Here is a 25,194-nt window from a genome sequence, read left to right as displayed (position 1 = left end):
ACGGACGTCGAGTTCTACACGGGGGAGATGCAGTACCTCCACGAGGGGCATGCGTCGTTCCCGATCCGCATCGGCCACGAGTGGATGGGCACGGTCGGCGCGGTGGGGGAGGGCGTGGACCGCGGCTGGCTCGGTCGACGGGTCACGGGCGACACGATGCTCGGCTGCGGTGCGTGCCGGCGCTGCCGGGACGGCCGGCAGCACGTGTGCGCGTTCCGGACCGAGCTCGGCATCCGGGGCGGTCGTCCGGGAGCGCTCGCCGAGCGGGTCGCGGTCCCGGCCCGGTTCCTCCACGCGCTGCCCGACGCGGTCGACGACGCGCAGGGCGCGCTCGTGGAGCCGGGCGGGAACGCGCTGCGCGCCGTCCGGGGCGCGGCGCTCCGGCCGGGCGACACGGTGCTCGTGCTCGGCCCAGGCACGATCGGCCTGCTCGTGGCGATGTTCGCGCGCGCCGCCGGCGCGGCCGTGCACCTCATGGGGCGCAGCGAGCGGTCCCTCGCGTTCGCGCGCACGCTCGGCTTCGACGGCGTCTGGGCGGAGGACCAGCTCCCCGAGCTGCCCTGGGACGCGGTGATCGACGCGTCGAACGCGCCGAACCTGCCCGCGAAGGCGCTCGAGCTCGTCGAACCCGGCAAGCGCGTCGTCTACGTCGGGCTCGCCGGCAGCCCGAGCCGCGTCGACACCCGCGCGCTCGCGCTGCAGGACGTCACCGCGGTCGGCGTGCTCAGCGCCTCCGGGGGGCTGGAGGGCACGATCGACGCCTACGCCGCGGGCGCGGTCGACCCGCGGCCGCTGATCGCGGCGACCATCCCGCTCGAGGGGCTCGCGGCGGTGCTCGCGGGCGACCGGCCGGCGGGCGCTGGACCTGGACCGAAGACGCACATCGACGTGCAGGAGGGGATCCGCACATGAGCGAGTTCGAGGGGCTGTCCGCCGTCGTCACCGGAGGGGCGAGCGGCATCGGTGCGGCCGTCGTGCGCCGCCTGCTCGAGGGCGGGGCGCGGGTGGCCGCGCTCGACCTGCAGCCGGACACCGCACCGGAGGGGGCGCTGCGGCTCGGCTGCGACGTCACCGACGCCGCCGCGGTGCGCACCGCGGTGGACCGGGCGGCGGAACGGTTCGGCGGCATCGACGTCGTCGTGAACAACGCGGGCATCGGGGCGAGCGGCGACGTCACCGCGAACGACGAGCACGAGTGGCTGCGGGTCCTCGATGTGAACGTCGTCGCGATGGCGCGCGTGAGCGCCGCCGCGATGCCGTACCTGCGCCGTTCCGAGCACGCCGTGATCGTCAACACCTGCTCGGCGGTGGCGTTCGTCGGCGTGCCGAACCGTGCGCTCTACAGCGCGAGCAAGGGCGCGGTCGCCGCGCTCACCCTCGCGATGGCCGCGGACCACGTGCGCGACGGGATCCGCGTGAACGCGGTCGCGCCGGGCACGGCCGACACCCCGTGGGTCGGCCGGCTGCTCCCGGCGAGCGAGGACCCGGAGCAGGCCGCCGCCGCGCTGCGCGCCAGGCAGCCACTCGGCCGGCTCGTCACCGCGGACGAGGTCGCGCACGCGGTCCTGTCGCTCGCGTCCCCGCTCGCCGCCTCGACCACCGGGGCGGTCCTCCGCGTCGACGGCGGGATGACGTCCCTCCGCCTCGGCTGAGCCGGTCCGAGGACACTGCGGGCGGCCGCTGCCGGGCGATCGCGCCGTCAGCCGGCGGGCGCCATCGCCGCGACGACCACGAGGCTGGAGACGCAGACGCTCCAGCTGATCCAGCTCGAGGCGATCCAGCCCCGGGGCGTGCGCTCGTCCGTCGACTGCGCGAGCGCGAGTCCGCCGAGCGAGATCAACGCGAACACCGCCGACATGATCGCGGTGAGCCCTGCGGCCTCGAACAGGAGACCGCCGTCGGCGGAAGGGATCATGCGTGCTCCGAGACGTCGTCGTGCTCGATTGGTGAACGCTGCGCCTCCGCTCATGGAGGGCGACTGCACACTGGCCGATCCTGCGAGCGCTGTCAAGTGCCGCTGAACGCGGCGGAGCGGGATGCGGTCAGCCCACCAGCAGATCGCGGCTGATCCCCTCCAGGGACGCCGCACCGGCCAGCGCCATGGCGTGCTCCAGCTCGCGCCGCACCTCGTCGAGGAGGGTCCGCACCCCGTCGGCACCGCCGTCGGCGAGGGAACGGACGGCGGGGCGCCCGAGCAGCACCCCGCGGGCACCGAGGGCGAGCGCCGCCAGCACGTCCAGGCCGGTCCGGATGCCGCCGTCGACGAGCACGGGAACCCAGGAGGGCACGGCGTCCACCACCTCCGGAAGGGCGACCGCGGTGCTGACCGCGCGATCGAGCTGCCGGCCTCCGTGGTTGGAGACGATGATGCCGGCCGCGCCCGCGTCGAGGACCCGCTGCGCATCGTCGGCCCGGAGCACGCCCTTCACGAGTACCGGCAGCCCGGTGTCGCTGCGCAGTCGACCGATCATCCCCGCGTCGACCGCGGGGTCCTGCTCCACGTCACGCGTGCTGAGCGCCCTCCCGCTCTGCGCCTGCATGGCGCGCCTGTGCCGCTCCAGGACGCCGATCGAGGCCGTGGAACGCCGCTTCTCACCGACGCGCGGGGTGTCGCCCGTGAGCACGAGCGCCCTGGCACCCGCCGCTGCCGCCCGTTCGGCGAGCTGACCGGTCAGTGCGCGGTCCCGCATGACGTAGAGCTGGAACCACCACGGCGCACGGGTCGCCGCGGCAACCTGCTCGAGCGGAACGGAGGAGCGGGTCGACAGGACGAACAGGCTGCCCGCCGCCGCGGTGCCACGGGCGGTGGCCGGCTCGCCCTCCGGATGGGCGAGACCGTGCAGCGCCGTCGGACCGACGAGGATCGGCGTCGCCAGCTCCGCGCCGAGCAGCGTCGTCGTCGTCGAGACGGACCCCACATCCGTCAGGACCCGTGGCCGGAAGCGGAGGCGACGCCACGCCGCCTCGTTCTCCGCGAGCGTGATCTCCTCGCCGGATCCGCCTTCGAAGTAGTCCTGGGTCGCCTCGTCCGTGGTACTCGCCTCCATGACTCGGACCGGCCGGCACCGGAGCGGTGAACATGCGCACGACTCGCCGTGCCGGTTGTGCAGAGCGCTCCGTTCTTTGTACAGTGACACTCAACACATCCGCTACACAGCGGTACGGATGAGCGCGGAGAGAATGCAGATGTCGACGCCGACGGACCAGGACACGCCCCGACTGTCCAGCGCCCGCTTCGCCGTCTCGAAGGGGCTCGTCACGATCCTCGCAGCCACGGTGCTGCTGTTCGCCGTGTGTGCCGTCTTCGCGCAGTCGAGCGTCTCGCCCACCTCGCTCGAGGGCATGCTGCCGATCGCCGCAGTGCTCGCGGTGGCCGGACTCGGCCAGATGCTCGTGGTGCAGCAGGGCGGCATCGACCTCTCCGTCGCGGGCGCCATGTCGCTGGCCGTCGTCACGGTGACGCACATCCCCGACCAGAACGACTCGTTGCTGCTGCCCGCCGTCCTCCTCGCCCTCGCGTTCGCGGTGGTAGCCGGAGTCGTCAACGGACTCCTCGTCGGGGGTCTCGGTCTGAACCCGATCATCGCCACGCTCGGCACGAACGCGCTGCTCTACGGCGTGAACCTCGGCATCTCCGGTGGGCGTCCCAGGATCACGACGTCCGCACTGCAGGACATCATGACCGGCTCCGTCGCCGGCATCCCGTTCTCGGTGCTGTTCGCGGTCGGTGCGCTGATCCTCGTCACCGTCCTCGTGCGGCGCACCGTGCCGGGGCGCCGCTTCGAGTTCATCGGCGCGAACCCGAGGGCGGCGCGGGCCATCGGGCTGCGGACGCGATTGCACCAGACCTCGGCCTACGTGTGGGCGCAGCTGCTCTACTGCCTCGCCGGTGTGATGATCGCCGGGATCACCGCGCAGCCGAGCGCATACAGCGGTGACAGCTTCCTGCTCATCTCCGTCGCGGTCGTCGTGCTCGGCGGCACGTCGCTCCTCGGCGGGAGGGGGTACCCGCTCGCCACCGTGATCGCCGCCGTCTTCCTCGAGCAGCTCGTGCAGTTCGTGCTCGCGCTCGGGGTCTCGACGGCGATCCAGACCATCGTCCAGGCCGCTGCGCTGGCGCTGGGCGTCTCCCTCTACACCGTCGACTGGGCCGCGATCTGGCGCCGGATCACCGGCCGCAGACGACGGACGGCCCCGGTACCGGCCTGACCACCACCAGGACTTCCCAGCCGCGCGAGCGGCGGAAAGCGCGACAGAGGCGTCGCGAACCGACAGAAGGAACACATGCCATGAGACCTCGCACCAAGTACGGCCTCGCCGCTGCAGCACTCGCGGCGATGTCGCTCGTCCTCTCCGGCTGCAGCGGCGCATCGAACGCCGGTGGTTCGGGGAGCGACAAGGTCACCCACGTGTCCGGCGCGCCGTCGTGGTGCGGCACGAAGAAGATCACCTTCGCCCTGCTCGACGGCTTCGGCGGCAACAGCTGGCGCCTCGTCACGACCGCGTCGGGCAAGGCCGAGGCCGCGAAGTGCCCGAGCGTCACGAAGTTCCTCTACGCCGACGGCCAGGGCAACACCTCGAAGGCGATCTCGGACATCAAGGGCATGGCCTCCCGCGGCGTCAACGCGATGGTCGTGTTCCCGGACGCCGGCAAGGCCGTGCTCCCCGCCCTGACCGCCGCCTACAAGGCCGGCGTCGTGACGGTGCCCTACCGGGTCGACCCCGGTGGCAAGGCCGGCGTCAACTACGACAAGTGGATCGGCGACGACTTCGCCAACGACGGCAACAACTGGGCGGCCTGGATCAAGAAGGTCGTCCCGAACGGCGGCAACATCCTGTTCATGGGCGGCCCGGCCGGGAACAGCCAGAGCGTCACGGAGTACAACGCGCTGAAGGCCAACCTCGGCTCGCAGTACACGTTCATCGACCAGACGCCGTTCGTGCCGACGAACTGGGACCCGACGCTCACCCAGACCCTGCTGTCCGCGGCGATCGCGAAGTACCCGAAAATCGACGTGATCGTCTCCGACTTCGGCCCGACGCTCGTCAGCTCGCTGCCGCTGTTCACGAAGAGCGGCCGCCAGATCCCCGCGCTCGCCACGTCCGACGGCAACTCACTCGCGTGCTTCTGGAAGTCGCAGCAGGCCGCGCACCCGTTCAAGCTCGAGACCGTCGCCACGGGGAACGACAACGTGCGCCTCGCCGTCGACTACGCGGTGGCGAAGGCGACCGGCGGCAAGATCCCCACCGCCGACTCCTTCAAGGGACCGGTGTTCGAGGACTCGACCGATCCGTCGAAGCCGGTGCAGTGCCGGTCCGACCTCCCGGGTGACGTCTACCTCTCCGCGGAGATGCCCGGCGACCAGCAGGCGCAACTCGGCAAGTGACCGAACCGGGTCGGTCCAGTCCTGCGACCGGACCGACCCGGCTCGTCCGCACCCGTCTCAGCGGAAGGCCCTCACCATGAACGAAGCGCTCGCACCGGCGCCCGCATCCGTCGACGTCGCGCCGGCGACCCTCGAGATGCGGCGGATCACGAAGACGTACGCCGGCGTGGCCGCGCTCAGCGACGTGTCCGTCTCCATCCGCGCGGGTGAGGTCCACGCGATCCTCGGGGAGAACGGAGCGGGCAAGTCCACCCTCATGAACGTCGCGACGGGCGGCACGCAGCCCGATTCCGGCGAGATCGTGGTGGGCGGCGAGACCGTCTCCCCGCTCAGTCCACGGACGGCCGCGGCGCACGGGATCGCGATCGTGCATCAGCACCCCGCTGTGCTGCCCGACCTCACCGTGCTCGAGAACCTCGAGGTCGCGCTGCCCGCATCCGTCCTCCGCGGGGACGGCGGGCGTGCCGCCGTCGCCCGGCGCGTCCTGGAACGCGTCGGGCTGGAGGTGGATCTCCGGGACCGTGTCGAGGATCTGACCGTCGCGCAGCGGCACCTCCTCGAGATCGCGAAGGCCTTCGCGGTCTCACCCGCCGTGCTCATCCTCGACGAGCCGACCGCGCCGCTCGGTGACGCCGCCGTCCAGCGGTTCTTCGGGCTGGTGCGGGAGGCGGTGGCGGACGGCGTCTCCGTCATCTACATCACGCACCGGATGGCGGAGGTGCGCGAGCTCGCGGACCGCGTCACCGTGCTCCGGGACGGCCGCACCAGGGGGACCTCGGACGTCGCCGACATCAGCGACGACGAGCTGCTCTCGCTGATCGTCGGTCGCAAGCTCGAGTCGGCGTTCCCGCCGAAGCTGGGACCGGTCGACGTCGAGGCCGGGCACGACCTCGAGCTGCGCGGGCTGACCGGGCCCGGCTTCGTGGACGTCTCCGCCCGCGTGCCCCGCGGCGCCATCGTCGGCATCGCGGGGGTCGTCGGCAACGGCCAGAGCGACCTGCTGCGCGCGCTCGCAGGACTCGAGCAGTTCGACGGAGAGGTGCGCATCGCCGGCACGGCCCGGTCGGGCCGCCAATTGCTCCACCACGCCGCGTACATGCCGGCCGACCGGCACGGTGAGGGCCTCGCCATGAGCCTCACCGTGCGCGAGAACGCGGCGATCTCGGCGTTGCGGTCGTTCACCGCCGGGCCGCTGCTCCGCCGGCCGAAGGAGACCGACGTCGTCGGCCGGTCGCTGTCCTCGATCCACGTCAAGGCTCCGTCGATGGACGCGCCGGTGTCGGCGCTCTCCGGCGGCAACCAGCAGAAGGTCGTGATCTCCCGCGCGCTGCTGTCCGACCCGCTGCTGCTCATCGCGGACGAGCCGACCCAGGGCGTCGACGTGGGCGCACGCGCGGAGATCTACGGCATCCTCCGCGACGCGTCGCAGCGGGGCATCCCCGTCGTCGTCTCCTCGTCGGACACGAAGGAGCTCGAAGGGCTCTGCGACCAGGTGCTGGTGATGTCCCGCGGTCAGGTCGTCGCGACGCTCGTCGGCGACGAGATCACGGAGGAGCGCATGGTGAGCGCCGCGGTCGGGTCGCGGACCTCCGCCATCCAGACGCCCGAGGCGCTCCGCGGGAACCACGCCACGGGCCTCCGCCGCTTCGTGCAGAGCGACTTCGCCCCGAGCGCGCTGGTCGCGGTGCTCATCGTGCTGCTGGGCGCGTTCATCGCGGTTCAGAACGGCGCGTTCCTGTCCTCGTTCAACCTCGTGACGATCCTGACCGCCGCCACGGCGATCGGCTTCCTCGCGCTGGGGCAGAACATCGCGCTGCTCACCGGCGGCATCGATCTCTCGGTCGGGCCACTGGCCGGGTTCCTGGTCGTCGTGTCGTCGTTCTTCGTCAACGACGGCAAACCGGTGGGCACCGTGCTCCTCGGGCTCGCGCTGATGCTCCTCGTCGCGCTGGTGACCGGTCTCGTCAACGGGGGCCTGATCCGCGGGGCACGCTTCACGCCCATCGCCGCGACCCTCGCGCTGTACATCGCCTTCGGGGGCCTGGCGCTGCTGCTGCGGCCGCAGCAGGGCGGCTACATCAGTCAGGACTTCCAGGGGTTCGTGACCATGAGCTTCGGACCGATCCCGCTGTTCTTCATCGTGCTCGTCGTGGTCACCGTCCTCCTCGAGCTCGCGCTGCGTCGCACGAGATGGGGATGGCGGCTCCGCGCGACCGGGTCGGACGAGACTGCGGCGCGGACCGTGGGCGTGAACGTCAACCGCACGGTCGTGCTCGGCTACGTGGCGACGGCGCTCCTCGTCTTCCTGGGCGCACTCATGTTCATGGGCCAGTACGGCATCGGGGACCCGACGCAGGGCTCCGCCTTCACGCTGACGAGCATCACCGCGGTCGTGCTCGGTGGCACGAGCCTGCTCGGCGGCCGCGGCACCTTCATCGGTCCGCTCCTCGGCACGCTGCTGCTGCAGCAGGTGCTGTCCGCGACGGTGTTCCTCGGCCTCGGGACGGTCTTCCAGTACTACTTCCAGGGCGCCCTGATCCTGGCGGCCGCGATCGTCTACACGACCGGCCGGCTCCGCCGCCGCCGGCGCGCTGCCGCCGCCGCCGAGTGAGCCCCGCAATCCATCGGCGCGCCGCTTGCGGGCGCCCCGTCCAGAAAGGCAGCCGCTCATGCTGAGCACAGCCACCCCGGGAACCAACGGCGTCGACTGGGAGGAACGCGTCCGATTCGATCGACTCCGTGACGAGCGCCTCGCCCGGCTGAAGGCGGAGCTCGAGCGCTCGGACCTCGGAGCCCTGCTGGCGTTCGACTTCTCGAACATCCGCTACATGACCGCGACCCACATCGGCACGTGGGCGATGGACAAGCTGATCCGGTTCTCCCTCCTGACGAGGAACTCCGATCCGATCGTCTGGGACTTCGGTTCCGCTGCCAAGCACCACGCGCTCTACAACCCGTGGCTCGGCGAGACGACCGCGGAGATGGACGCCGATCCGCACGCGCCGCATCACGGGGCGAAGCGGCCGCGCCTCGAGCACGGCTCGCGCGCGGGCATCTCGACCCTCCGCGGCGCGTTCGACCCCTCGGCCGGGGCGGCGGAGGAGGTCGCCGCGAAGATCAAGCGGGAGCTCGAGAAGTTCGGCCTGCTCGGCGAGCCGCTCGGCGTCGACGTCGTCGAGATGCCGGTGCTGATGGCGCTGAAGAACGCGGGGATCGACGTCGTCGACGGCCAGCAGGTCTTCATGCAGGCGCGGGCGATCAAGACGCAGGACGAGATCACGCTGCTCACGCAGGCCGCGTCGATGGTCGATTCCGCCTACGACAAGCTGTACGAGTTCCTCCGGCCCGGTGTCCGTGAGAACGAGACCGTCGGACTCGTCGCGAAGACGCTCTACGACCACGGGTCCGAGTACGTCGAGGGCGTCAACGCGATCTCGGGAGAGCGGTGCTCGCCGCACCCGCACGTCTACTCCGACCGCATCATCCGGCCGGGTGACCCCGCGTTCTTCGACATCCTGCACAGCTTCAACGGCTACCGGACCTGCTACTACCGCACGTTCGCGGTCGGCTCGGCGAGCCCGGCGCAGAACGACGCCTACAAGCGGGCCCGCGAGTACATGGACCGTGCCATCGCGCTCGTGAAGCCGGGCGCGACGACGGCGGACATCGTCAAGGTGTGGCCGAAGGCGCAGGAGTTCGGGTTCCCGGACGAGGAGGCCGCGTTCGCGCTCCAGTACGGGCACGGCGTCGGCCTGTCGATCTGGGAGAAGCCGATCTTCTCCCGACTCGTCTCCCTGGACCACCCGGAGGAGCTGAAGGAGGGCATGTTCTTCGCCCTCGAGACCTACTGGCCGAGCGCGGACGGCATCGGTGCGGCGCGCATCGAGGAGGAGGTCGTCGTGACCGCCACGGGCGCCGAGGTCGTCACGAAGTTCCCGGCCGAGGACCTGCTCGTCGCGGGTCAGCGGTACTTCACGGTGAACGGCGCCCTGCCCGTCATCCGCAGCTCCCAGTCCAACCTCAACACCACGTGGGGTCGCGGCGAGGCGGCCCCTGCAGGGGCGGACGCGTGAGGGCCGCGGTCTACCACGGCGAGCACGACGTCCGGATCGAGGAGGTCCCCCGGCCGGAGCCGCGCGACGGCGAGGTCCTGCTCAAGGTCCTGCGGTCCGGGATGTGCGGGACGGACGCGACCGAGTGGAAGGCGGGCCCGCTCACCTTCCCGGTGGACCGCGTGCACCCCGTCACCGGCGCGACCGGCCCGATGGTGTTCGGCCACGAGTTCGTGGGGGAGGTCGTCGCTCCCGTCGAGGGCGGTCGGTTCCCGGCGGGCTCCCTCGTCGCGAGCGGGGCCGGCGTCTGGTGCGGCGGATGCGACCGCTGCCTGGAGGGGCGCACCAACCTGTGCCGGCGGTACTACACGCACGGGCTCAACGCACCGGGCGGCCTCGCCGAGCTCGTCGCGGTGCCCGAGAGGACGCTCGTCGCGCTGCCGGAAGGGCTGGCGCTCGATGCGGCGGGCCTCGCCCAGCCCCTCGCGGTCGGTCTCCACGCCGCACGACGCTCCGGGGCCCGCGACGGCGATCGCGTCGTGCTCATCGGCGCGGGCGCGATCGGCACCTTCGTGCTGACGGGGCTGCAGCACCTCGCGGACCTCGACGTGACCGTCGTGGACTTCGCCGGTGCGCGGCTGGAGCGCGCACTGCGGCTCGGTGCGGACCGAGTCGTCGAGGTCGGCGAAGCGGTCCGCGACCGAGTCCTCGAGGCCGCTCCGGGTGGCGCCGACGTCGTGATCGAGGCCAGCGGCGCTCCCGGCCAGCTGAACGCTGCGATCGGCATGGTCCGGGACGGCGGCACGGTGCTGCAGGTGGGTCTGCCCGCGAAGCAGCAGGAGGTTGACGTCCACGCCCTCGTGATGCGCGAGATCACGGTGCGCACGACGCTCGCGCACGTCTGCGGCGAGGACCTGGGGCCTGCGCTCGAGATCCTCGCGACGACGCGTCTCGCGGACGAGCTCCTCGACTCCGTGCATCCGCTCGGCGACCTCGCCGACCAGCTCGAGCGCCTCGCCACCGGGAGACTCGAGGGCAAGGTGCTGTTCGATCCCACGATCCAGGAGGAGGAACGATGAGGGCCGCTGTCTTCCACGCCGCTCACGACGTCCGCGTCGAGGATGTCGCCGCGCCAGGCGCACCCGGGCGAGGCGAGGTGCTGCTCCGGCCGTTCTGGTGCGGCGTCTGCGGCACCGACCTGCACGAGTACGCGCAGGGTCCGATCGTCACGCCGAGTCAGCCGCACCGCCTCAACGGGTCGACGATCCCGCAGATCCTCGGTCACGAGTTCTCGGCCGAGGTCGTCGAGATCGGGCCAGGGGTCGACCGCGTGCGCGTCGGGCAGCGGGTCTCCGTGATGCCGCTGCTCTTCGACGGCACCTGCTACTACTGCGTCCGCGGGCTGAACCACCTCTGTGTGAACATGGCCTGCATCGGGCTCAGCTACGCCTGGGGCGGGATCGCGGAGCTCGCGGTCGTGCCGCAGGAGAAGCTGACGGTGCTGCCCGACGAGGTCAGCGACCTGCAGGGTGCGCTCGTCGAGCCCGCCGCCGTCGCCGCCTACGGGGTGGACACGGCGGGCGTTCGACCGGGCGACACGGTCCTGGTCACGGGAGCGGGCCCGATCGGGGCGCTCGCGACGCTGTACGCCGCGTCGCTCGGGGCCCGGGTCATCGTCTCCGAGGTCAACCCGGTCCGAGCCGAGCTCGTCCGCGGCTTCGGCGTGGCCGAGGTGCTGAACCCGGCCGAGACGGACGTCGCCCTCCACATGAAGGAGCTGAACGGCGGCATCGGTGCGGACGCGGTCGTCGAGTGCTCGGGCAACGAGCGGGCGCTGCAGACGGCGCTCGCCGCGGTCCGGTCCGCGGGCCGGGTGTCGCAGACCGGCCTTCACACGCGGCCGGCGTCGATCGACCCGATGGTGCTGTCCGAGCACGACATCACCCTCACCGGCACGTGGTGCTACCCGGTCTTCGACTTCCCGCGCATCGTCGACCTGATCGCTCGCGGGCGCTATCCCGTCGAGAAGGTGGTCACGGGCCGGGTGCCCATGGCCGACATCGTCGAGAAGGGCTTCGAGACGCTGCTGTCGCCGACCGGCGATCAGGTCAAGGTCCTCATCGAGACCCGCTAGCCCGAGAGGAGCAGAACATGCGTGCACTGGTCTACGCCGCGCAGGACACCCCGGTCGTCGAGGACCTGGCGGTCCCGGAGATCGCCGCGGACGAGGTGCTCGTCGCGGCGCGCTCGGTGGGGGTGTGCCACTCGGACATCGAGCTGCTCGAGGGGCGCTACATCATCCCGTTCGCCTACCCGATCATCCCTGGCCACGAGTGGTCGGGCGAGGTCGTCGCCGTCGGCGACCGTGTCACCGGCTTCGCGCCCGGCGACCGGGTGGTCGGCGAGTGCGTCATCGGCACCGACCACTTCGGGTTCTCCATCAGCGGGGCCGCAGCCGATTTCTTCGTCGCGAAGGAGTCGTGGCTGCATCACCTGCCGGACGGGCTGTCGTTCACGATGGGCGCACTCGTCGAGCCCTTCAGCGTCGCGTACTACGCCGTGACGCACGCCGGAGGCGTCGACGCGAGCGACACGGTGGTGGTGCTCGGCGCCGGCCCGGTCGGTCTGGCGGTGGCTGCGGCGACCGCGGCGATGGGGGCGACCACCGTGGTGGTGGAGCCGTCCGAGGACCGCCGCGCTGCGGCGCTCGCGCTCGGAGCCGCGCATGCGGTGCATCCCGACGGGATCGACGCGCTGCTCGCCTCGGTGAGCGCCGGGCGCGGCGCCGACCTCGTCGTGGAGGCGAGCGGCCGTCCCGCCGTGATGGCGCAGGCGCTCGAGCTGGCCGCGTTCCGCGGTCGGATCGCCTACATCGGGATCGACGTCGGGGGCTCGGCTCCCGCGAAGCTCGGGCTCATCCAGTCGAAGGAGCTGCGCATCACGGGTTCGATCGGTTCGCCCGGGGTGTGGCCGGAGACGCTCCGGTTCCTCGCCGGCAGCGGGCTCGACCTCACCCCGCTCGTGACGCAGCGGTTCCCGGCGGATCAGGCGTTGTCCGCCCTGGAGGCGGCGCACCACCCCGAGTCGACGATCAAGGCGCACATCGAGTTCGACGCGCACCTCTGAGCGCGCGCACGACGAGGAGGGGAGGACCGCCGCGGCGGTCCTCCCCTCCTCGTCGTGCGCGCGCTCAGAGGTGCGCGTCGAACTCGATGTGCGCCTTGATCGTCGACTCGGGGTGGTGCGCCGCCTCCAGGGCGGACAACGCCTGATCCGCCGGGAACCGCTGCGTCACGAGCGGGGTGAGGTCGAGCCCGCTGCCGGCGAGGAACCGGAGCGTCTCCGGCCACACCCCGGGCGAACCGATCGAACCCGTGATGCGCAGCTCCTTCGACTGGATGAGCCCGAGCTTCGCGGGAGCCGAGCCCCCGACGTCGATCCCGATGTAGGCGATCCGACCGCGGAACGCGGCCAGCTCGAGCGCCTGCGCCATCACGGCGGGACGGCCGCTCGCCTCCACGACGAGGTCGGCGCCGCGCCCGGCGCTCACCGAGGCGAGCAGCGCGTCGATCCCGTCGGGATGCACCGCATGCGCGGCTCCGAGCGCGAGCGCCGCAGCGCGGCGGTCCTCGGACGGCTCCACCACCACGGTGGTCGCCCCCATCGCCGCGGTCGCCGCAGCCACCGCCAGACCGACCGGGCCGGCGCCGAGCACCACCACCGTGTCGCTCGCGTCGACGCCTCCGGCGTGCGTCACGGCGTAGTACGCGACGCTGAAGGGCTCGACGAGTGCGCCCATCGTGAACGACAGCCCGTCCGGCAGGTGATGCAGCCACGACTCCTTCGCGACGAAGAAATCGGCTGCGGCCCCGCTGATGGAGAACCCGAAGTGGTCGGTGCCGATGACGCACTCGCCGACCACCCGGTCGCCGGGCGCGAAGCCGGTGACACGGTCGCCGACGGCGACGACCTCGCCCGACCACTCGTGGCCAGGGATGATCGGGTAGGCGAACGGGATGATGTAGCGCCCCTCGAGCAGCTCGATGTCCGAGTGGCACACCCCCACCGAGCGCGCCGCGACGAGCACCTCGTCCGCGGCGATCTCCGGGACCGCCAGGTCCTCGACGACCGGGGTGTCCTGCGCGGCGTAGACCAGTGCACGCATGTTCTGCTCCTCTCGGGCTAGCGGGTCTCGATGAGGACCTTGACCTGATCGCCGGTCGGCGACAGCAGCGTCTCGAAGCCCTTCTCGACGATGTCGGCCATGGGCACCCGGCCCGTGACCACCTTCTCGACGGGATAGCGCCCGCGAGCGATCAGGTCGACGATGCGCGGGAAGTCGAAGACCGGGTAGCACCACGTGCCGGTGAGGGTGATGTCGTGCTCGGACAGCACCATCGGGTCGATCGACGCCGGCCGCGTGTGAAGGCCGGTCTGCGACACCCGGCCCGCGGACCGGACCGCGGCGAGCGCCGTCTGCAGCGCCCGCTCGTTGCCCGAGCACTCGACGACCGCGTCCGCACCGATGCCGCCGTTCAGCTCCTTCATGTGGAGGGCGACGTCCGTCTCGGCCGGGTTCAGCACCTCGGCCACGCCGAAGCCGCGGACGAGCTCGGCTCGGACCGGGTTGACCTCGGAGACGATGACCCGGGCCCCGAGCGACGCGGCGTACAGCGTCGCGAGCGCCCCGATCGGGCCCGCTCCCGTGACCAGGACCGTGTCGCCCGGTCGAACGCCCGCCGTGTCCACCCCGTAGGCGGCGACGGCGGCGGGCTCGACGAGCGCACCCTGCAGGTCGCTGACCTCGTCGGGCAGCACCGTCAGCTTCTCCTGCGGCACGACCGCGAGCTCCGCGATCCCGCCCCAGGCGTAGCTGAGCCCGATGCAGGCCATGTTCACACAGAGGTGGTTCAGCCCGCGGACGCAGTAGTAGCAGGTGCCGTCGAAGAGCAGCGGCATCACGGAGACCCGCTGCCCGACGCGCACGCGGTCGACCCCTGGCCCGATCTCGACGACCTCGGCCGAGAACTCGTGACCGAGGATCTGCGGGATCGTCGACCCGTTGAGGCGGTGCGGCTGACTCGGCGTGACGATCGGACCCTGCGCGTACTCGTGCAGGTCGGTGCCGCAGACGCCGCACCAGAACGGCCGGAGCAGCACCTCGCCTCGCCCGGGTGCGCCTGGCGCGGCGACATCCTCGACGCGGACGTCGTGAGCGGCGTGGAAGACAGCGGCCCTCATCGTTCCTCCTCCTGGATCGTGGGATCGAACAGCACCTTGCCCTCGAGTCTCCCGGTGGCGAGGCGCTCGAGCTGGTCGGCGAGGTCGCCGAGCGGATGCACGGAGTCGAGGAGCTCGTCCGCGAGACGCGTCGTCGCGAGGATCTCGAGCGCAGGCCCCAGGTCCTCGCCGCAGACGTGCGCGAGCGTCGTGCGCACCGTGATCTCGCGCATCACGAGGGCGTGGACGTCAACCTCCTGCTGCTTCGCGGGCAGACCCACCTGCAGCACCGTGCCGCCGTCCCGGACCATGCCGATCGCAGCGTTCAGCTGGCCGGGAGCGCCGCTGGCCTCGATCACGACGTCGGCGCCACCCGGAGCGGCCTCGAGGACTCGGTCGCGGACCGCTTCGCCGACCTCGACGACTCGGTCCGCACCGAGCCGCAGTGCGCGCTCCAGCCGCGCACCGGCGAAGTCCACGACGGTCACGTCGAGGTCCGCGAGGTGCTGCAGCCCCGTCAGCACGAAGGTGCCGATCGCGCCCGCGCCGATGAGCACGACGCGATCGCCGTCGCGGGCCCCGGAGCGTCGTGCGGCGTGGAGACCGACCGCGAGGGGCTGGGCGAGGCCCGCCGCATCGAGCGCCAGCCCTTCCGGCAGCGCGACGAGCGTCCTCTCGGGCACCGCGACGAGCTCGGCGAGGCCGCCCGGTGCGTTGAGCCCGTGCGTGTAGTACCGCCGGCACAGGTTGGTGCGCCCCTCCAGGCAGCGGTCGCATCCGCCGCACCAGACGCCGGCCCCGCTCGCGACGAGGGAGCCCGCCGGGAACCGACCGCCCTCGACGGGAGCGACGACCTCCCCCACGAACTCGTGGCCGAACACCATCGGGCCGGTCGCGCCGGTGACGGGGTGCACGCGGTCCACCGGGAAGGTGAGCGGGCCCGCCTTCCACTCGGTCGCGTCCGTCCCGCACATCCCGGACCGCAGGACCTTGAGCAGGACCTCGCCGTCGCGCGGCTCCGGCCGGGGGACCTCCTCGATCCGGACGTCGTGCTCGCCGTGGTAGACCGCGGCCCTCACGCGTCCGCCCCTGCAGGGGCCGCCTCGCCGCGACCCCACGTGGTGTTGAGGTTGGACTGGGAGCTGCGGATGACGGGCAGGGCGCCGTTCACCGTGAAGTACCGCTGACCCGCGACGAGCAGGTCCTCGGCCGGGAACTTCGTGACGACCTCGGCGCCCGTGGCGGTCACGACGACCTCCTCCTCGATGCGCGCCGCACCGATGCCGTCCGCGCTCGGCCAGTAGGTCTCGAGGGCGAAGAACATGCCCTCCTTCAGCTCCTCCGGGTGGTCCAGGGAGACGAGTCGGGAGAAGATCGGCTTCTCCCAGATCGACAGGCCGACGCCGTGCCCGTACTGGAGCGCGAACGCGGCCTCCTCGTCCGGGAACCCGAACTCCTGCGCCTTCGGCCACACCTTGACGATGTCCGCCGTCGTCGCGCCCGGCTTCACGAGCGCGATGGCACGGTCCATGTACTCGCGGGCCCGCTTGTAGGCGTCGTTCTGCGCCGGGCTCGCCGAGCCGACCGCGAACGTGCGGTAGTAGCAGGTCCGGTAGCCGTTGAAGCTGTGCAGGATGTCGAAGAACGCGGGGTCACCCGGCCGGATGATGCGGTCGGAGTAGACGTGCGGGTGCGGCGAGCACCGCTCTCCCGAGATCGCGTTGACGCCCTCGACGTACTCGGACCCGTGGTCGTAGAGCGTCTTCGCGACGAGTCCGACGGTCTCGTTCTCACGGACACCGGGCCGGAGGAACTCGTACAGCTTGTCGTAGGCGGAATCGACCATCGACGCGGCCTGCGTGAGCAGCGTGATCTCGTCCTGCGTCTTGATCGCCCGCGCCTGCATGAAGACCTGCTGGCCGTCGACGACGTCGATCCCCGCGTTCTTCAGCGCCATCAGCACCGGCATCTCGACGACGTCGACGCCGAGCGGCTCGCCGAGCAGGCCGAACTTCTCGAGCTCCCGCTTGATCTTCGCGGCGACCTCCTCCGCCGCCCCGGCCGAGGGGTCGAACGCGCCGCGGAGGGTCGAGATGCCCGCGCGCGAGCCGTGCTCGAGGCGCGGCCGCTTCGCCCCGTGATGCGGCGCGTGCGGATCGGCGTCCATCTCCGCGGTCGTCTCGCCGAGCCACGGGTTGTAGAGCGCGTGGTGCTTGGCAGCGGAACCGAAGTCCCAGACGATCGGATCGGAGTTCCTCGTCAGGAGGGAGAACCGGATCAGCTTGTCCATCGCCCACGTGCCGATGTGGGTCGCGGTCATGTAGCGGATGTTCGAGAAGTCGAACGCCAGCAGGGCTCCGAGGTCCGAGCGCTCGAGCTCCGCCTTCAGCCGGGCGAGGCGCTCGTCACGGAGTCGATCGAATCGGACGCGTTCCTCCCAGTCGACGCCGTTGGTTCCCGGGGTGGCTGTGCTCAGCATGAGCGGCTGCCTTTCTGGACGGGGCGCCCGCAAGCGGCGCGCCGATGGATTGCGGGGCTCACTCGGCGGCGGCGGCAGCGCGCCGGCGGCGGCGGAGCCGGCCGGTCGTGTAGACGATCGCGGCCGCCAGGATCAGGGCGCCCTGGAAGTAGTACTGGAAGACCGTCCCGAGGCCGAGGAACACCGTCGCGGACAGCACCTGCTGCAGCAGCAGCGTGCCGAGGAGCGGACCGATGAAGGTGCCGCGGCCGCCGAGCAGGCTCGTGCCACCGAGCACGACCGCGGTGATGCTCGTCAGCGTGAAGGCGGAGCCCTGCGTCGGGTCCCCGATGCCGTACTGGCCCATGAACATGAGTGCGCCCAGGAAGACGAGGAGCGCCGTCGCCACGTAGCCGAGCACGACCGTGCGGTTGACGTTCACGCCCACGGTCCGCGCCGCAGTCTCGTCCGACCCGGTCGCGCGGAGCCGCCATCCCCATCTCGTGCGACGCAGCGCGAGCTCGAGGAGGACGGTGACCACGACGAGCACGATGAAGAACAGCGGGATCGGTCCGAAGCTCATGGTCACGAACCCCTGGAAGTCCTGACTGATGTAGCCGCCCTGCTGCGGCCGCAGCAGCAGCGCCAGGCCCCCGAAGGCGATGTACAGCGCGAGGGTCGCGGCGATGGGCGTGAAGCGTGCCCCGCGGATCAGGCCCCCGTTGACGAGACCGGTCACCAGCGCGACGAGGAGCATCAGCGCGAGCCCGAGGAGCACGGTGCCCACCGGTTTGCCGTCGTTGACGAAGAACGACGACACGACGACCAGGAACCCGGCCAGTGGCCCGACCGAGAGATCGATGCCGCCGGTGAGCAGCGCGATGTTCTGCCCCAGCGCGAGGAAGCCGATCGCCGTGGCGGCGGTCAGGATCGTCACGAGGTTGAACGAGGACAGGAACGCGCCGTTCTGAACCGCGATGAACGCGCCCAGCAGCACGATGAGCACCGCGACCAGCGCGCTCGGGGCGAAGTCGCTCTGCACGAAGCGGCGGAGGCCCGTGGCGTGGTTCCCGCGGAGCGCCTCGGGCGTCTGGATGGCGGAGGTCCGCGACCCGACCGCGGCGCTCACCATGCGCTCCTCCGTGATCTCGTCGCCGACGAGCGTCGCGACGACCTGACCGCGGGACATCACCAGCACCTGGTCGCAGAGCCCTTCGAGCTCCTTCGTGTCCGACGAGGAGACGACGACGGGGATGCCCCGCTGCGACGCGTCGCGGAGGATGCCGTAGATCTCCGCGCGTGCGCCCACGTCGACGCCCTGGGTCGGCTCGTCCGCGATGAGCAGCAGCGGGTCGGACAGCAGCGCGCGGGAGATCACGACCTTCTGCTGGTTGCCGCCGGAGAGCGCCGACACCGGCGCGTCCATCGACGGAGCCTTGACGTGGATCGAGGACAGCGACCGGCCGACGACGTCGGTCTCCTTCGGCCGGCGGAGCAGCGGCCCGGCGGTGAACGACCGCAACGCCGAGATCGCCGCGTTCTCGCGCACGGTGAGGCTCATGGCGAGGCCCTCACCGTGCCGGTCGGCCGGCATGTACGCGGCGTGGTGGAGCAATTGGCGGCCCGACCGGGCCGTGCCGGCGATGCGCACCTCTCCGTCGAACTGCTCGAGTCCTGCGAGCGCGCGCAGCAGGTCGCTCTGGCCGTTGCCGACGACCCCCGCGATGCCGACGATGGCGCCGCGGGGCACGCGGGCGGAGACGTCCACGAAGCCGGGCCCGGTCAGCCCGCGCAGCTCGAGGTCGTGCCCGGCCTCGACGTCGACCGGTCCCAGCTTCGGCGGGAACGCCGACTCGAGCTTGCGACCGACGATCAGCGAGAGCAGCTCGTCGTCGCTGATGTCGGCGACGTCCGAGGTCCCCCTGGTGCGGCCGTCCCGGAGCACGGTGACGCGGTCCGCGAGCTCGCGCACCTCCGCCATCCGGTGCGTGATGTAGATGACGGAGACGCCGTCCGCCACCGCCTCCCGCACCAGCCCGAAGAACCGCTGGACGGCGGCGTCACCGAGCGGCGCGGTCGGCTCGTCGAGGATGAGCACGGCGGGTGAGACCGCGAAGGCCTTCGCGATCTCGAGGAGGTGCCGCTGCGCGACGGTCAGATCCTCGACACGGTCCCGGAGATCCACCTCCAGCCCGACGCGTTCCAGGACGCGCCGGGCGACGGCGGCACGCCCGCCGTCCCCGCGGAGGACGGATGCGGGCAGCGCGACCTCGAGGTTCTCGAGCACGGTGAGGTCGGGCAGCACAGCGGGGTGCTGATGCACGATCGCGATCCCGTGCGCCGCGGCCGTCCGTGGACTGAGCGGGGAGACGGTCTCGCCGCCCACCACGATCTCGCCGGAATCGGGCTGCGTGCCGCCCGTCGCGACGTTCATGAGGGTGGACTTGCCCGCTCCGTTCTCCCCGAGGATCGCGTGGACCTCACCCGCGCGGATGGAGACGGACACGTCGCTGAGCGCGGCCACGCCGGCGTACGTCTTCGTGATCCGCCGCATCTCGAGGGTCGCCGGCGCGACGTCGACGGATGCGGGCGCCGGTGCGAGCGCTTCGTTCATGGTGAGGGCCTTCCGCTGAGACGGGTGCGGACGAGCCGGGTCGGTCCGGTCGCAGGACTGGACCGACCCGGTTCGGTCACTTGCCGAGTTGCGCCTGCTGGTCGCCGGGCATCTCCGCGGAGAGGTAGACGTCACCCGGGAGGTCGGACCGGCACTGCACCGGCTTCGACGGATCGGTCGAGTCCTCGAACACCGGTCCCTTGAAGGAGTCGGCGGTGGGGATCTTGCCGCCGGTCGCCTTCGCCACCGCGTAGTCGACGGCGAGGCGCACGTTGTCGTTCCCCGTGGCGACGGTCTCGAGCTTGAACGGGTGCGCGGCCTGCTGCGACTTCCAGAAGCACGCGAGTGAGTTGCCGTCGGACGTGGCGAGCGCGGGGATCTGGCGGCCGCTCTTCGTGAACAGCGGCAGCGAGCTGACGAGCGTCGGGCCGAAGTCGGAGACGATCACGTCGATTTTCGGGTACTTCGCGATCGCCGCGGACAGCAGGGTCTGGGTGAGCGTCGGGTCCCAGTTCGTCGGCACGAACGGCGTCTGGTCGATGAACGTGTACTGCGAGCCGAGGTTGGCCTTCAGCGCGTTGTACTCCGTGACGCTCTGGCTGTTCCCGGCCGGGCCGCCCATGAACAGGATGTTGCCGCCGTTCGGGACGACCTTCTTGATCCAGGCCGCCCAGTTGTTGCCGTCGTTGGCGAAGTCGTCGCCGATCCACTTGTCGTAGTTGACGCCGGCCTTGCCACCGGGGTCGACCCGGTAGGGCACCGTCACGACGCCGGCCTTGTAGGCGGCGGTCAGGGCGGGGAGCACGGCCTTGCCGGCGTCCGGGAACACGACCATCGCGTTGACGCCGCGGGAGGCCATGCCCTTGATGTCCGAGATCGCCTTCGAGGTGTTGCCCTGGCCGTCGGCGTAGAGGAACTTCGTGACGCTCGGGCACTTCGCGGCCTCGGCCTTGCCCGACGCGGTCGTGACGAGGCGCCAGCTGTTGCCGCCGAAGCCGTCGAGCAGGGCGAAGGTGATCTTCTTCGTGCCGCACCACGACGGCGCGCCGGACACGTGGGTGACCTTGTCGCTCCCCGAACCACCGGCGTTCGATGCGCCGCTGCAGCCGGAGAGGACGAGCGACATCGCCGCGAGTGCTGCAGCGGCGAGGCCGTACTTGGTGCGAGGTCTCATGGCATGTGTTCCTTCTGTCGGTTCGCGACGCCTCTGTCGCGCTTTCCGCCGCTCGCGCGGCTGGGAAGTCCTGGTGGTGGTCAGGCCGGTACCGGGGCCGTCCGTCGTCTGCGGCCGGTGATCCGGCGCCAGATCGCGGCCCAGTCGACGGTGTAGAGGGAGACGCCCAGCGCCAGCGCAGCGGCCTGGACGATGGTCTGGATCGCCGTCGAGACCCCGAGCGCGAGCACGAACTGCACGAGCTGCTCGAGGAAGACGGCGGCGATCACGGTGGCGAGCGGGTACCCCCTCCCGCCGAGGAGCGACGTGCCGCCGAGCACGACGACCGCGACGGAGATGAGCAGGAAGCTGTCACCGCTGTATGCGCTCGGCTGCGCGGTGATCCCGGCGATCATCACACCGGCGAGGCAGTAGAGCAGCTGCGCCCACACGTAGGCCGAGGTCTGGTGCAATCGCGTCCGCAGCCCGATGGCCCGCGCCGCCCTCGGGTTCGCGCCGATGAACTCGAAGCGGCGCCCCGGCACGGTGCGCCGCACGAGGACGGTGACGAGGATCAGCGCACCGACCGCGAACAGCACCGAGAACGGGATGCCGGCGACGGAGCCGGTCATGATGTCCTGCAGTGCGGACGTCGTGATCCTGGGACGCCCACCGGAGATGCCGAGGTTCACGCCGTAGAGCAGCGCGTTCGTGCCGAGCGTGGCGATGATCGGGTTCAGACCGAGACCCCCGACGAGGAGTCCGTTGACGACTCCGGCTACCACCGCGAACGCGAGGGCGAGGAGGACGGCGGGCAGCAGCAACGAGTCGTTCTGGTCGGGGATGTGCGTCACCGTGACGACGGCCAGCGACATGGCGCCCGCGACGGAGAGGTCGATGCCGCCCTGCTGCACCACGAGCATCTGGCCGAGTCCGGCCACCGCGAGCACTGCGGCGATCGGCAGCATGCCCTCGAGCGAGGTGGGCGAGACGCTCGACTGCGCGAAGACGGCACACACGGCGAACAGCAGCACCGTGGCTGCGAGGATCGTGACGAGCCCCTTCGAGACGGCGAAGCGGGCGCTGGACAGTCGGGGCGTGTCCTGGTCCGTCGGCGTCGACATCTGCATTCTCTCCGCGCTCATCCGTACCGCTGTGTAGCGGATGTGTTGAGTGTCACTGTACAAAGAACGGAGCGCTCTGCACAACCGGCACGGCGAGTCGTGCGCATGTTCACCGCTCCGGTGCCGGCCGGTCCGAGTCATGGAGGCGAGTACCACGGACGAGGCGACCCAGGACTACTTCGAAGGCGGATCCGGCGAGGAGATCACGCTCGCGGAGAACGAGGCGGCGTGGCGTCGCCTCCGCTTCCGGCCACGGGTCCTGACGGATGTGGGGTCCGTCTCGACGACGACGACGCTGCTCGGCGCGGAGCTGGCGACGCCGATCCTCGTCGGTCCGACGGCGCTGCACGGTCTCGCCCATCCGGAGGGCGAGCCGGCCACCGCCCGTGGCACCGCGGCGGCGGGCAGCCTGTTCGTCCTGTCGACCCGCTCCTCCGTTCCGCTCGAGCAGGTTGCCGCGGCGACCCGTGCGCCGTGGTGGTTCCAGCTCTACGTCATGCGGGACCGCGCACTGACCGGTCAGCTCGCCGAACGGGCGGCAGCGGCGGGTGCCAGGGCGCTCGTGCTCACGGGCGACACCCCGCGCGTCGGTGAGAAGCGGCGTTCCACGGCCTCGATCGGCGTCCTGGAGCGGCACAGGCGCGCCATGCAGGCGCAGAGCGGGAGGGCGCTCAGCACGCGTGACGTGGAGCAGGACCCCGCGGTCGACGCGGGGATGATCGGTCGACTGCGCAGCGACACCGGGCTGCCGGTACTCGTGAAGGGCGTGCTCCGGGCCGACGATGCGCAGCGGGTCCTCGACGCGGGCGCGGCCGGCATCATCGTCTCCAACCACGGAGGCCGGCAGCTCGATCGCGCGGTCAGCACCGCGGTCGCCCTTCCGGAGGTGGTGGACGCCGTGCCCTCCTGGGTTCCCGTGCTCGTCGACGGCGGCATCCGGACCGGCCTGGACGTGCTGGCGGCGCTCGCCCTCGGTGCCCGCGGGGTGCTGCTCGGGCGCCCCGCCGTCCGTTCCCTCGCCGACGGCGGTGCCGACGGGGTGCGGACCCTCCTCGACGAGGTGCGGCGCGAGCTGGAGCACGCCATGGCGCTGGCCGGTGCGGCGTCCCTGGAGGGGATCAGCCGCGATCTGCTGGTGGGCTGACCGCATCCCGCTCCGCCGCGTTCAGCGGCACTTGACAGCGCTCGCAGGATCGGCCAGTGTGCAGTCGCCCTCCATGAGCGGAGGCGCAGCGTTCACCAATCGAGCACGACGACGTCTCGGAGCACGCATGATCCCTTCCGCCGACGGCGGTCTCCTGTTCGAGGCCGCAGGGCTCACCGCGATCATGTCGGCGGTGTTCGCGTTGATCTCGCTCGGCGGACTCGCGCTCGCGCAGTCGACGGACGAGCGCACGCCCCGGGGCTGGATCGCCTCGAGCTGGATCAGCTGGAGCGTCTGCGTCTCCAGCCTCGTGGTCGTCGCGGCGATGGCGCCCGCCGGCTGACGGCGCGATCGCCCGGCAGCGGCCGCCCGCAGTGTCCTCGGACCGGCTCAGCCGAGGCGGAGGGACGTCATCCCGCCGTCGACGCGGAGGACCGCCCCGGTGGTCGAGGCGGCGAGCGGGGACGCGAGCGACAGGACCGCGTGCGCGACCTCGTCCGCGGTGACGAGCCGGCCGAGTGGCTGCCTGGCGCGCAGCGCGGCGGCGGCCTGCTCCGGGTCCTCGCTCGCCGGGAGCAGCCGGCCGACCCACGGGGTGTCGGCCGTGCCCGGCGCGACCGCGTTCACGCGGATCCCGTCGCGCACGTGGTCCGCGGCCATCGCGAGGGTGAGCGCGGCGACCGCGCCCTTGCTCGCGCTGTAGAGCGCACGGTTCGGCACGCCGACGAACGCCACCGCCGAGCAGGTGTTGACGATCACGGCGTGCTCGGAACGGCGCAGGTACGGCATCGCGGCGGCGCTCACGCGCGCCATCGCGACGACGTTCACATCGAGGACCCGCAGCCACTCGTGCTCGTCGTTCGCGGTGACGTCGCCGCTCGCCCCGATGCCCGCGTTGTTCACGACGACGTCGATGCCGCCGAACCGTTCCGCCGCCCGGTCCACCGCGGTGCGCACCGCGGCGGCGTCGGTGACGTCGCAGCCGAGCCGCAGCGCCCCCTCCGGTGCGGTGTCCGGCTGCAGGTCGAGCGCGGCCACCCGCGCCCCGCCCTCGAGCAGGCGGCGCACGACGGCCGCACCGATGCCGCTCGCCCCTCCGGTGACGACGGCGGACAGCCCCTCGAACTCGCTCATGTGCGGATCCCCTCCTGCACGTCGATGTGCGTCTTCGGTCCAGGTCCAGCGCCCGCCGGCCGGTCGCCCGCGAGCACCGCCGCGAGCCCCTCGAGCGGGATGGTCGCCGCGATCAGCGGCCGCGGGTCGACCGCGCCCGCGGCGTAGGCGTCGATCGTGCCCTCCAGCCCCCCGGAGGCGCTGAGCACGCCGACCGCGGTGACGTCCTGCAGCGCGAGCGCGCGGGTGTCGACGCGGCTCGGGCTGCCGGCGAGCCCGACGTAGACGACGCGCTTGCCGGGTTCGACGAGCTCGAGCGCCTTCGCGGGCAGGTTCGGCGCGTTCGACGCGTCGATCACCGCGTCCCAGGGCAGCTCGGGGAGCTGGTCCTCCGCCCAGACGCCGTCGAAGCCGAGCGTGCGCGCGAACGCGAGGGACCGCTCGCTGCGCCCCATGAGGTGCACGGCCGCGCCGGCGGCGCGCGCGAACATCGCCACGAGCAGGCCGATCGTGCCTGGGCCGAGCACGAGCACCGTGTCGCCCGGCCGGAGCGCCGCGCCCCGGACGGCGCGCAGCGCGTTCCCGCCCGGCTCCACGAGCGCGCCCTGCGCGTCGTCGACCGCGTCGGGCAGCGCGTGGAGGAACCGGGCCGGGACCGCGACCCGCTCGGCGAGCGCTCCCGGACGACCGCCCCGGATGCCGAGCTCGGTCCGGAACGCGCACACGTGCTGCCGGCCGTCCCGGCAGCGCCGGCACGCACCGCAGCCGAGCATCGTGTCGCCCGTGACCCGTCGACCGAGCCAGCCGCGGTCCACGCCCTCCCCCACCGCGCCGACCGTGCCCATCCACTCGTGGCCGATGCGGATCGGGAACGACGCATGCCCCTCGTGGAGGTACTGCATCTCCCCCGTGTAGAACTCGACGTCCGT

The 25,194-nt window shown here is 71.8% G+C and carries 22 protein-coding genes; 11 read left to right on the top strand and 11 right to left on the bottom strand.

Going from position 1 to position 25,194, the window contains the following annotated elements; translation table 11 throughout:
- On the top strand, positions 1-912 hold a 912-nt coding region (locus ACTHMF_RS18170), incomplete at its 5' end, for a zinc-dependent alcohol dehydrogenase (protein ID WP_440319550.1).
- Positions 909-1,652, top strand: a complete 744-nt coding sequence (locus ACTHMF_RS18165; protein WP_440181986.1) for an SDR family NAD(P)-dependent oxidoreductase — start codon at positions 909-911, stop codon at positions 1,650-1,652. The genes ACTHMF_RS18170 and ACTHMF_RS18165, both read left to right, overlap by 4 nt.
- A gap of 47 nt (positions 1,653-1,699) precedes the next feature.
- Here the strand turns inward: ACTHMF_RS18165 and ACTHMF_RS18160 are convergent, their stop codons facing one another.
- Both ACTHMF_RS18160 and ACTHMF_RS18155 read right to left on the bottom strand, forming a co-directional pair.
- Positions 1,700-1,915, bottom strand: a complete 216-nt coding sequence (locus ACTHMF_RS18160; RefSeq protein WP_440181987.1) for a hypothetical protein — start codon at positions 1,913-1,915, stop codon at positions 1,700-1,702.
- A 127-nt stretch (positions 1,916-2,042) separates the two neighbouring features.
- Complete coding sequence (locus tag ACTHMF_RS18155) at positions 2,043-3,047, bottom strand: alpha-hydroxy acid oxidase (protein ID WP_440181989.1); 1,005 nt, start codon at positions 3,045-3,047, stop codon at positions 2,043-2,045.
- 118 nt (positions 3,048-3,165) lie between these two features.
- Here ACTHMF_RS18155 and ACTHMF_RS18150 point away from each other — a divergent pair, with 118 nt between their 5' ends.
- The 7 genes from ACTHMF_RS18150 (at position 3,166) to ACTHMF_RS18120 (ending at position 12,565) form a co-directional block, all read left to right on the top strand.
- A complete protein-coding gene (locus ACTHMF_RS18150; protein WP_440181990.1) occupies positions 3,166-4,209 on the top strand; it encodes an ABC transporter permease in 1,044 nt (347 codons plus the stop codon).
- A gap of 80 nt (positions 4,210-4,289) precedes the next feature.
- Complete coding sequence (locus ACTHMF_RS18145) at positions 4,290-5,387, top strand: substrate-binding domain-containing protein (RefSeq protein WP_440319552.1); 1,098 nt, start codon at positions 4,290-4,292, stop codon at positions 5,385-5,387.
- A 76-nt stretch (positions 5,388-5,463) separates the two neighbouring features.
- Entirely contained in the window at positions 5,464-7,998 is a 2,535-nt protein-coding gene (locus tag ACTHMF_RS18140) for an ATP-binding cassette domain-containing protein (RefSeq protein WP_440181992.1), read from the top strand.
- A gap of 58 nt (positions 7,999-8,056) precedes the next feature.
- Complete coding sequence (locus ACTHMF_RS18135; protein ID WP_440181993.1) at positions 8,057-9,460, top strand: M24 family metallopeptidase; 1,404 nt, start codon at positions 8,057-8,059, stop codon at positions 9,458-9,460.
- Positions 9,457-10,518, top strand: a complete 1,062-nt coding sequence (locus ACTHMF_RS18130; RefSeq protein WP_440181995.1) for a zinc-dependent alcohol dehydrogenase — start codon at positions 9,457-9,459, stop codon at positions 10,516-10,518. The genes ACTHMF_RS18135 and ACTHMF_RS18130 overlap by 4 nt, the downstream gene beginning before the upstream one ends.
- Positions 10,515-11,573 (top strand): 2,3-butanediol dehydrogenase, encoded by a 1,059-nt coding sequence (locus ACTHMF_RS18125; RefSeq protein ID WP_440319555.1) that lies wholly within the window; start codon positions 10,515-10,517, stop codon positions 11,571-11,573. The genes ACTHMF_RS18130 and ACTHMF_RS18125 overlap by 4 nt, the downstream gene beginning before the upstream one ends.
- Positions 11,574-11,590: 17 nt before the next feature.
- Entirely contained in the window at positions 11,591-12,565 is a 975-nt protein-coding gene (locus tag ACTHMF_RS18120) for a zinc-dependent alcohol dehydrogenase (protein WP_440181998.1), read from the top strand.
- A 64-nt stretch (positions 12,566-12,629) separates the two neighbouring features.
- Here the strand turns inward: ACTHMF_RS18120 and ACTHMF_RS18115 are convergent, their stop codons facing one another.
- From ACTHMF_RS18115 to ACTHMF_RS18085, 7 genes are all read right to left on the bottom strand, one after another.
- On the bottom strand, positions 12,630-13,604 hold the full coding sequence (locus tag ACTHMF_RS18115; protein ID WP_440181998.1) for a zinc-dependent alcohol dehydrogenase: 975 nt from the start codon (positions 13,602-13,604) through the stop codon (positions 12,630-12,632).
- Positions 13,605-13,621: 17 nt separating this feature from the next.
- The gene (locus tag ACTHMF_RS18110; protein WP_440319555.1) at positions 13,622-14,680 is read right to left on the bottom strand and encodes a 2,3-butanediol dehydrogenase; all 1,059 of its coding nucleotides are present in this window, start codon (positions 14,678-14,680) and stop codon (positions 13,622-13,624) included.
- A complete protein-coding gene (locus ACTHMF_RS18105) occupies positions 14,677-15,738 on the bottom strand; it encodes a zinc-dependent alcohol dehydrogenase (protein ID WP_440181995.1) in 1,062 nt (353 codons plus the stop codon). The genes ACTHMF_RS18110 and ACTHMF_RS18105 overlap by 4 nt, the downstream gene beginning before the upstream one ends.
- A complete protein-coding gene (locus tag ACTHMF_RS18100) occupies positions 15,735-17,138 on the bottom strand; it encodes a M24 family metallopeptidase (protein WP_440181993.1) in 1,404 nt (467 codons plus the stop codon). The genes ACTHMF_RS18105 and ACTHMF_RS18100 overlap by 4 nt, the downstream gene beginning before the upstream one ends.
- Before the next feature lie 58 nt (positions 17,139-17,196).
- Complete coding sequence (locus ACTHMF_RS18095) at positions 17,197-19,731, bottom strand: ATP-binding cassette domain-containing protein (protein WP_440181992.1); 2,535 nt, start codon at positions 19,729-19,731, stop codon at positions 17,197-17,199.
- Positions 19,732-19,807: 76 nt separating this feature from the next.
- Positions 19,808-20,905: a substrate-binding domain-containing protein gene (locus tag ACTHMF_RS18090; RefSeq protein ID WP_440319552.1), complete on the bottom strand. Its 1,098-nt coding sequence runs from the start codon at positions 20,903-20,905 to the stop codon at positions 19,808-19,810.
- Between the two features lie 80 nt (positions 20,906-20,985).
- Positions 20,986-22,029, bottom strand: coding sequence for an ABC transporter permease (locus tag ACTHMF_RS18085; protein ID WP_440181990.1), 1,044 nt, complete (start codon positions 22,027-22,029; stop codon positions 20,986-20,988).
- Positions 22,030-22,147: 118 nt separating this feature from the next.
- On the opposite strand from ACTHMF_RS18085, the gene ACTHMF_RS18080 reads away from it, so the two are divergent.
- Both ACTHMF_RS18080 and ACTHMF_RS18075 read left to right on the top strand, forming a co-directional pair.
- Complete coding sequence (locus ACTHMF_RS18080) at positions 22,148-23,152, top strand: alpha-hydroxy acid oxidase (RefSeq protein ID WP_440181989.1); 1,005 nt, start codon at positions 22,148-22,150, stop codon at positions 23,150-23,152.
- A 127-nt stretch (positions 23,153-23,279) separates the two neighbouring features.
- Complete coding sequence (locus tag ACTHMF_RS18075) at positions 23,280-23,495, top strand: hypothetical protein (protein WP_440181987.1); 216 nt, start codon at positions 23,280-23,282, stop codon at positions 23,493-23,495.
- 47 nt (positions 23,496-23,542) lie between these two features.
- Here ACTHMF_RS18075 and ACTHMF_RS18070 read toward each other — a convergent pair whose 3' ends face one another.
- The gene (locus ACTHMF_RS18070) at positions 23,543-24,286 is read right to left on the bottom strand and encodes an SDR family NAD(P)-dependent oxidoreductase (RefSeq protein WP_440181986.1); all 744 of its coding nucleotides are present in this window, start codon (positions 24,284-24,286) and stop codon (positions 23,543-23,545) included.
- Positions 24,283-25,194 (bottom strand): zinc-dependent alcohol dehydrogenase (locus tag ACTHMF_RS18065; RefSeq protein WP_440319550.1); only part of this gene is annotated, 912 nt, incomplete at its 5' end. The genes ACTHMF_RS18070 and ACTHMF_RS18065, both read right to left, overlap by 4 nt.

This window comes from Leifsonia sp., from assembly GCF_051955155.1.
Classification (GTDB): Bacteria; Actinomycetota; Actinomycetes; order Actinomycetales; family Microbacteriaceae; genus Leifsonia.
Note: the sequence above shows the minus strand (reverse complement) of the source record. Positions and strands in the feature narration are given on the sequence as shown.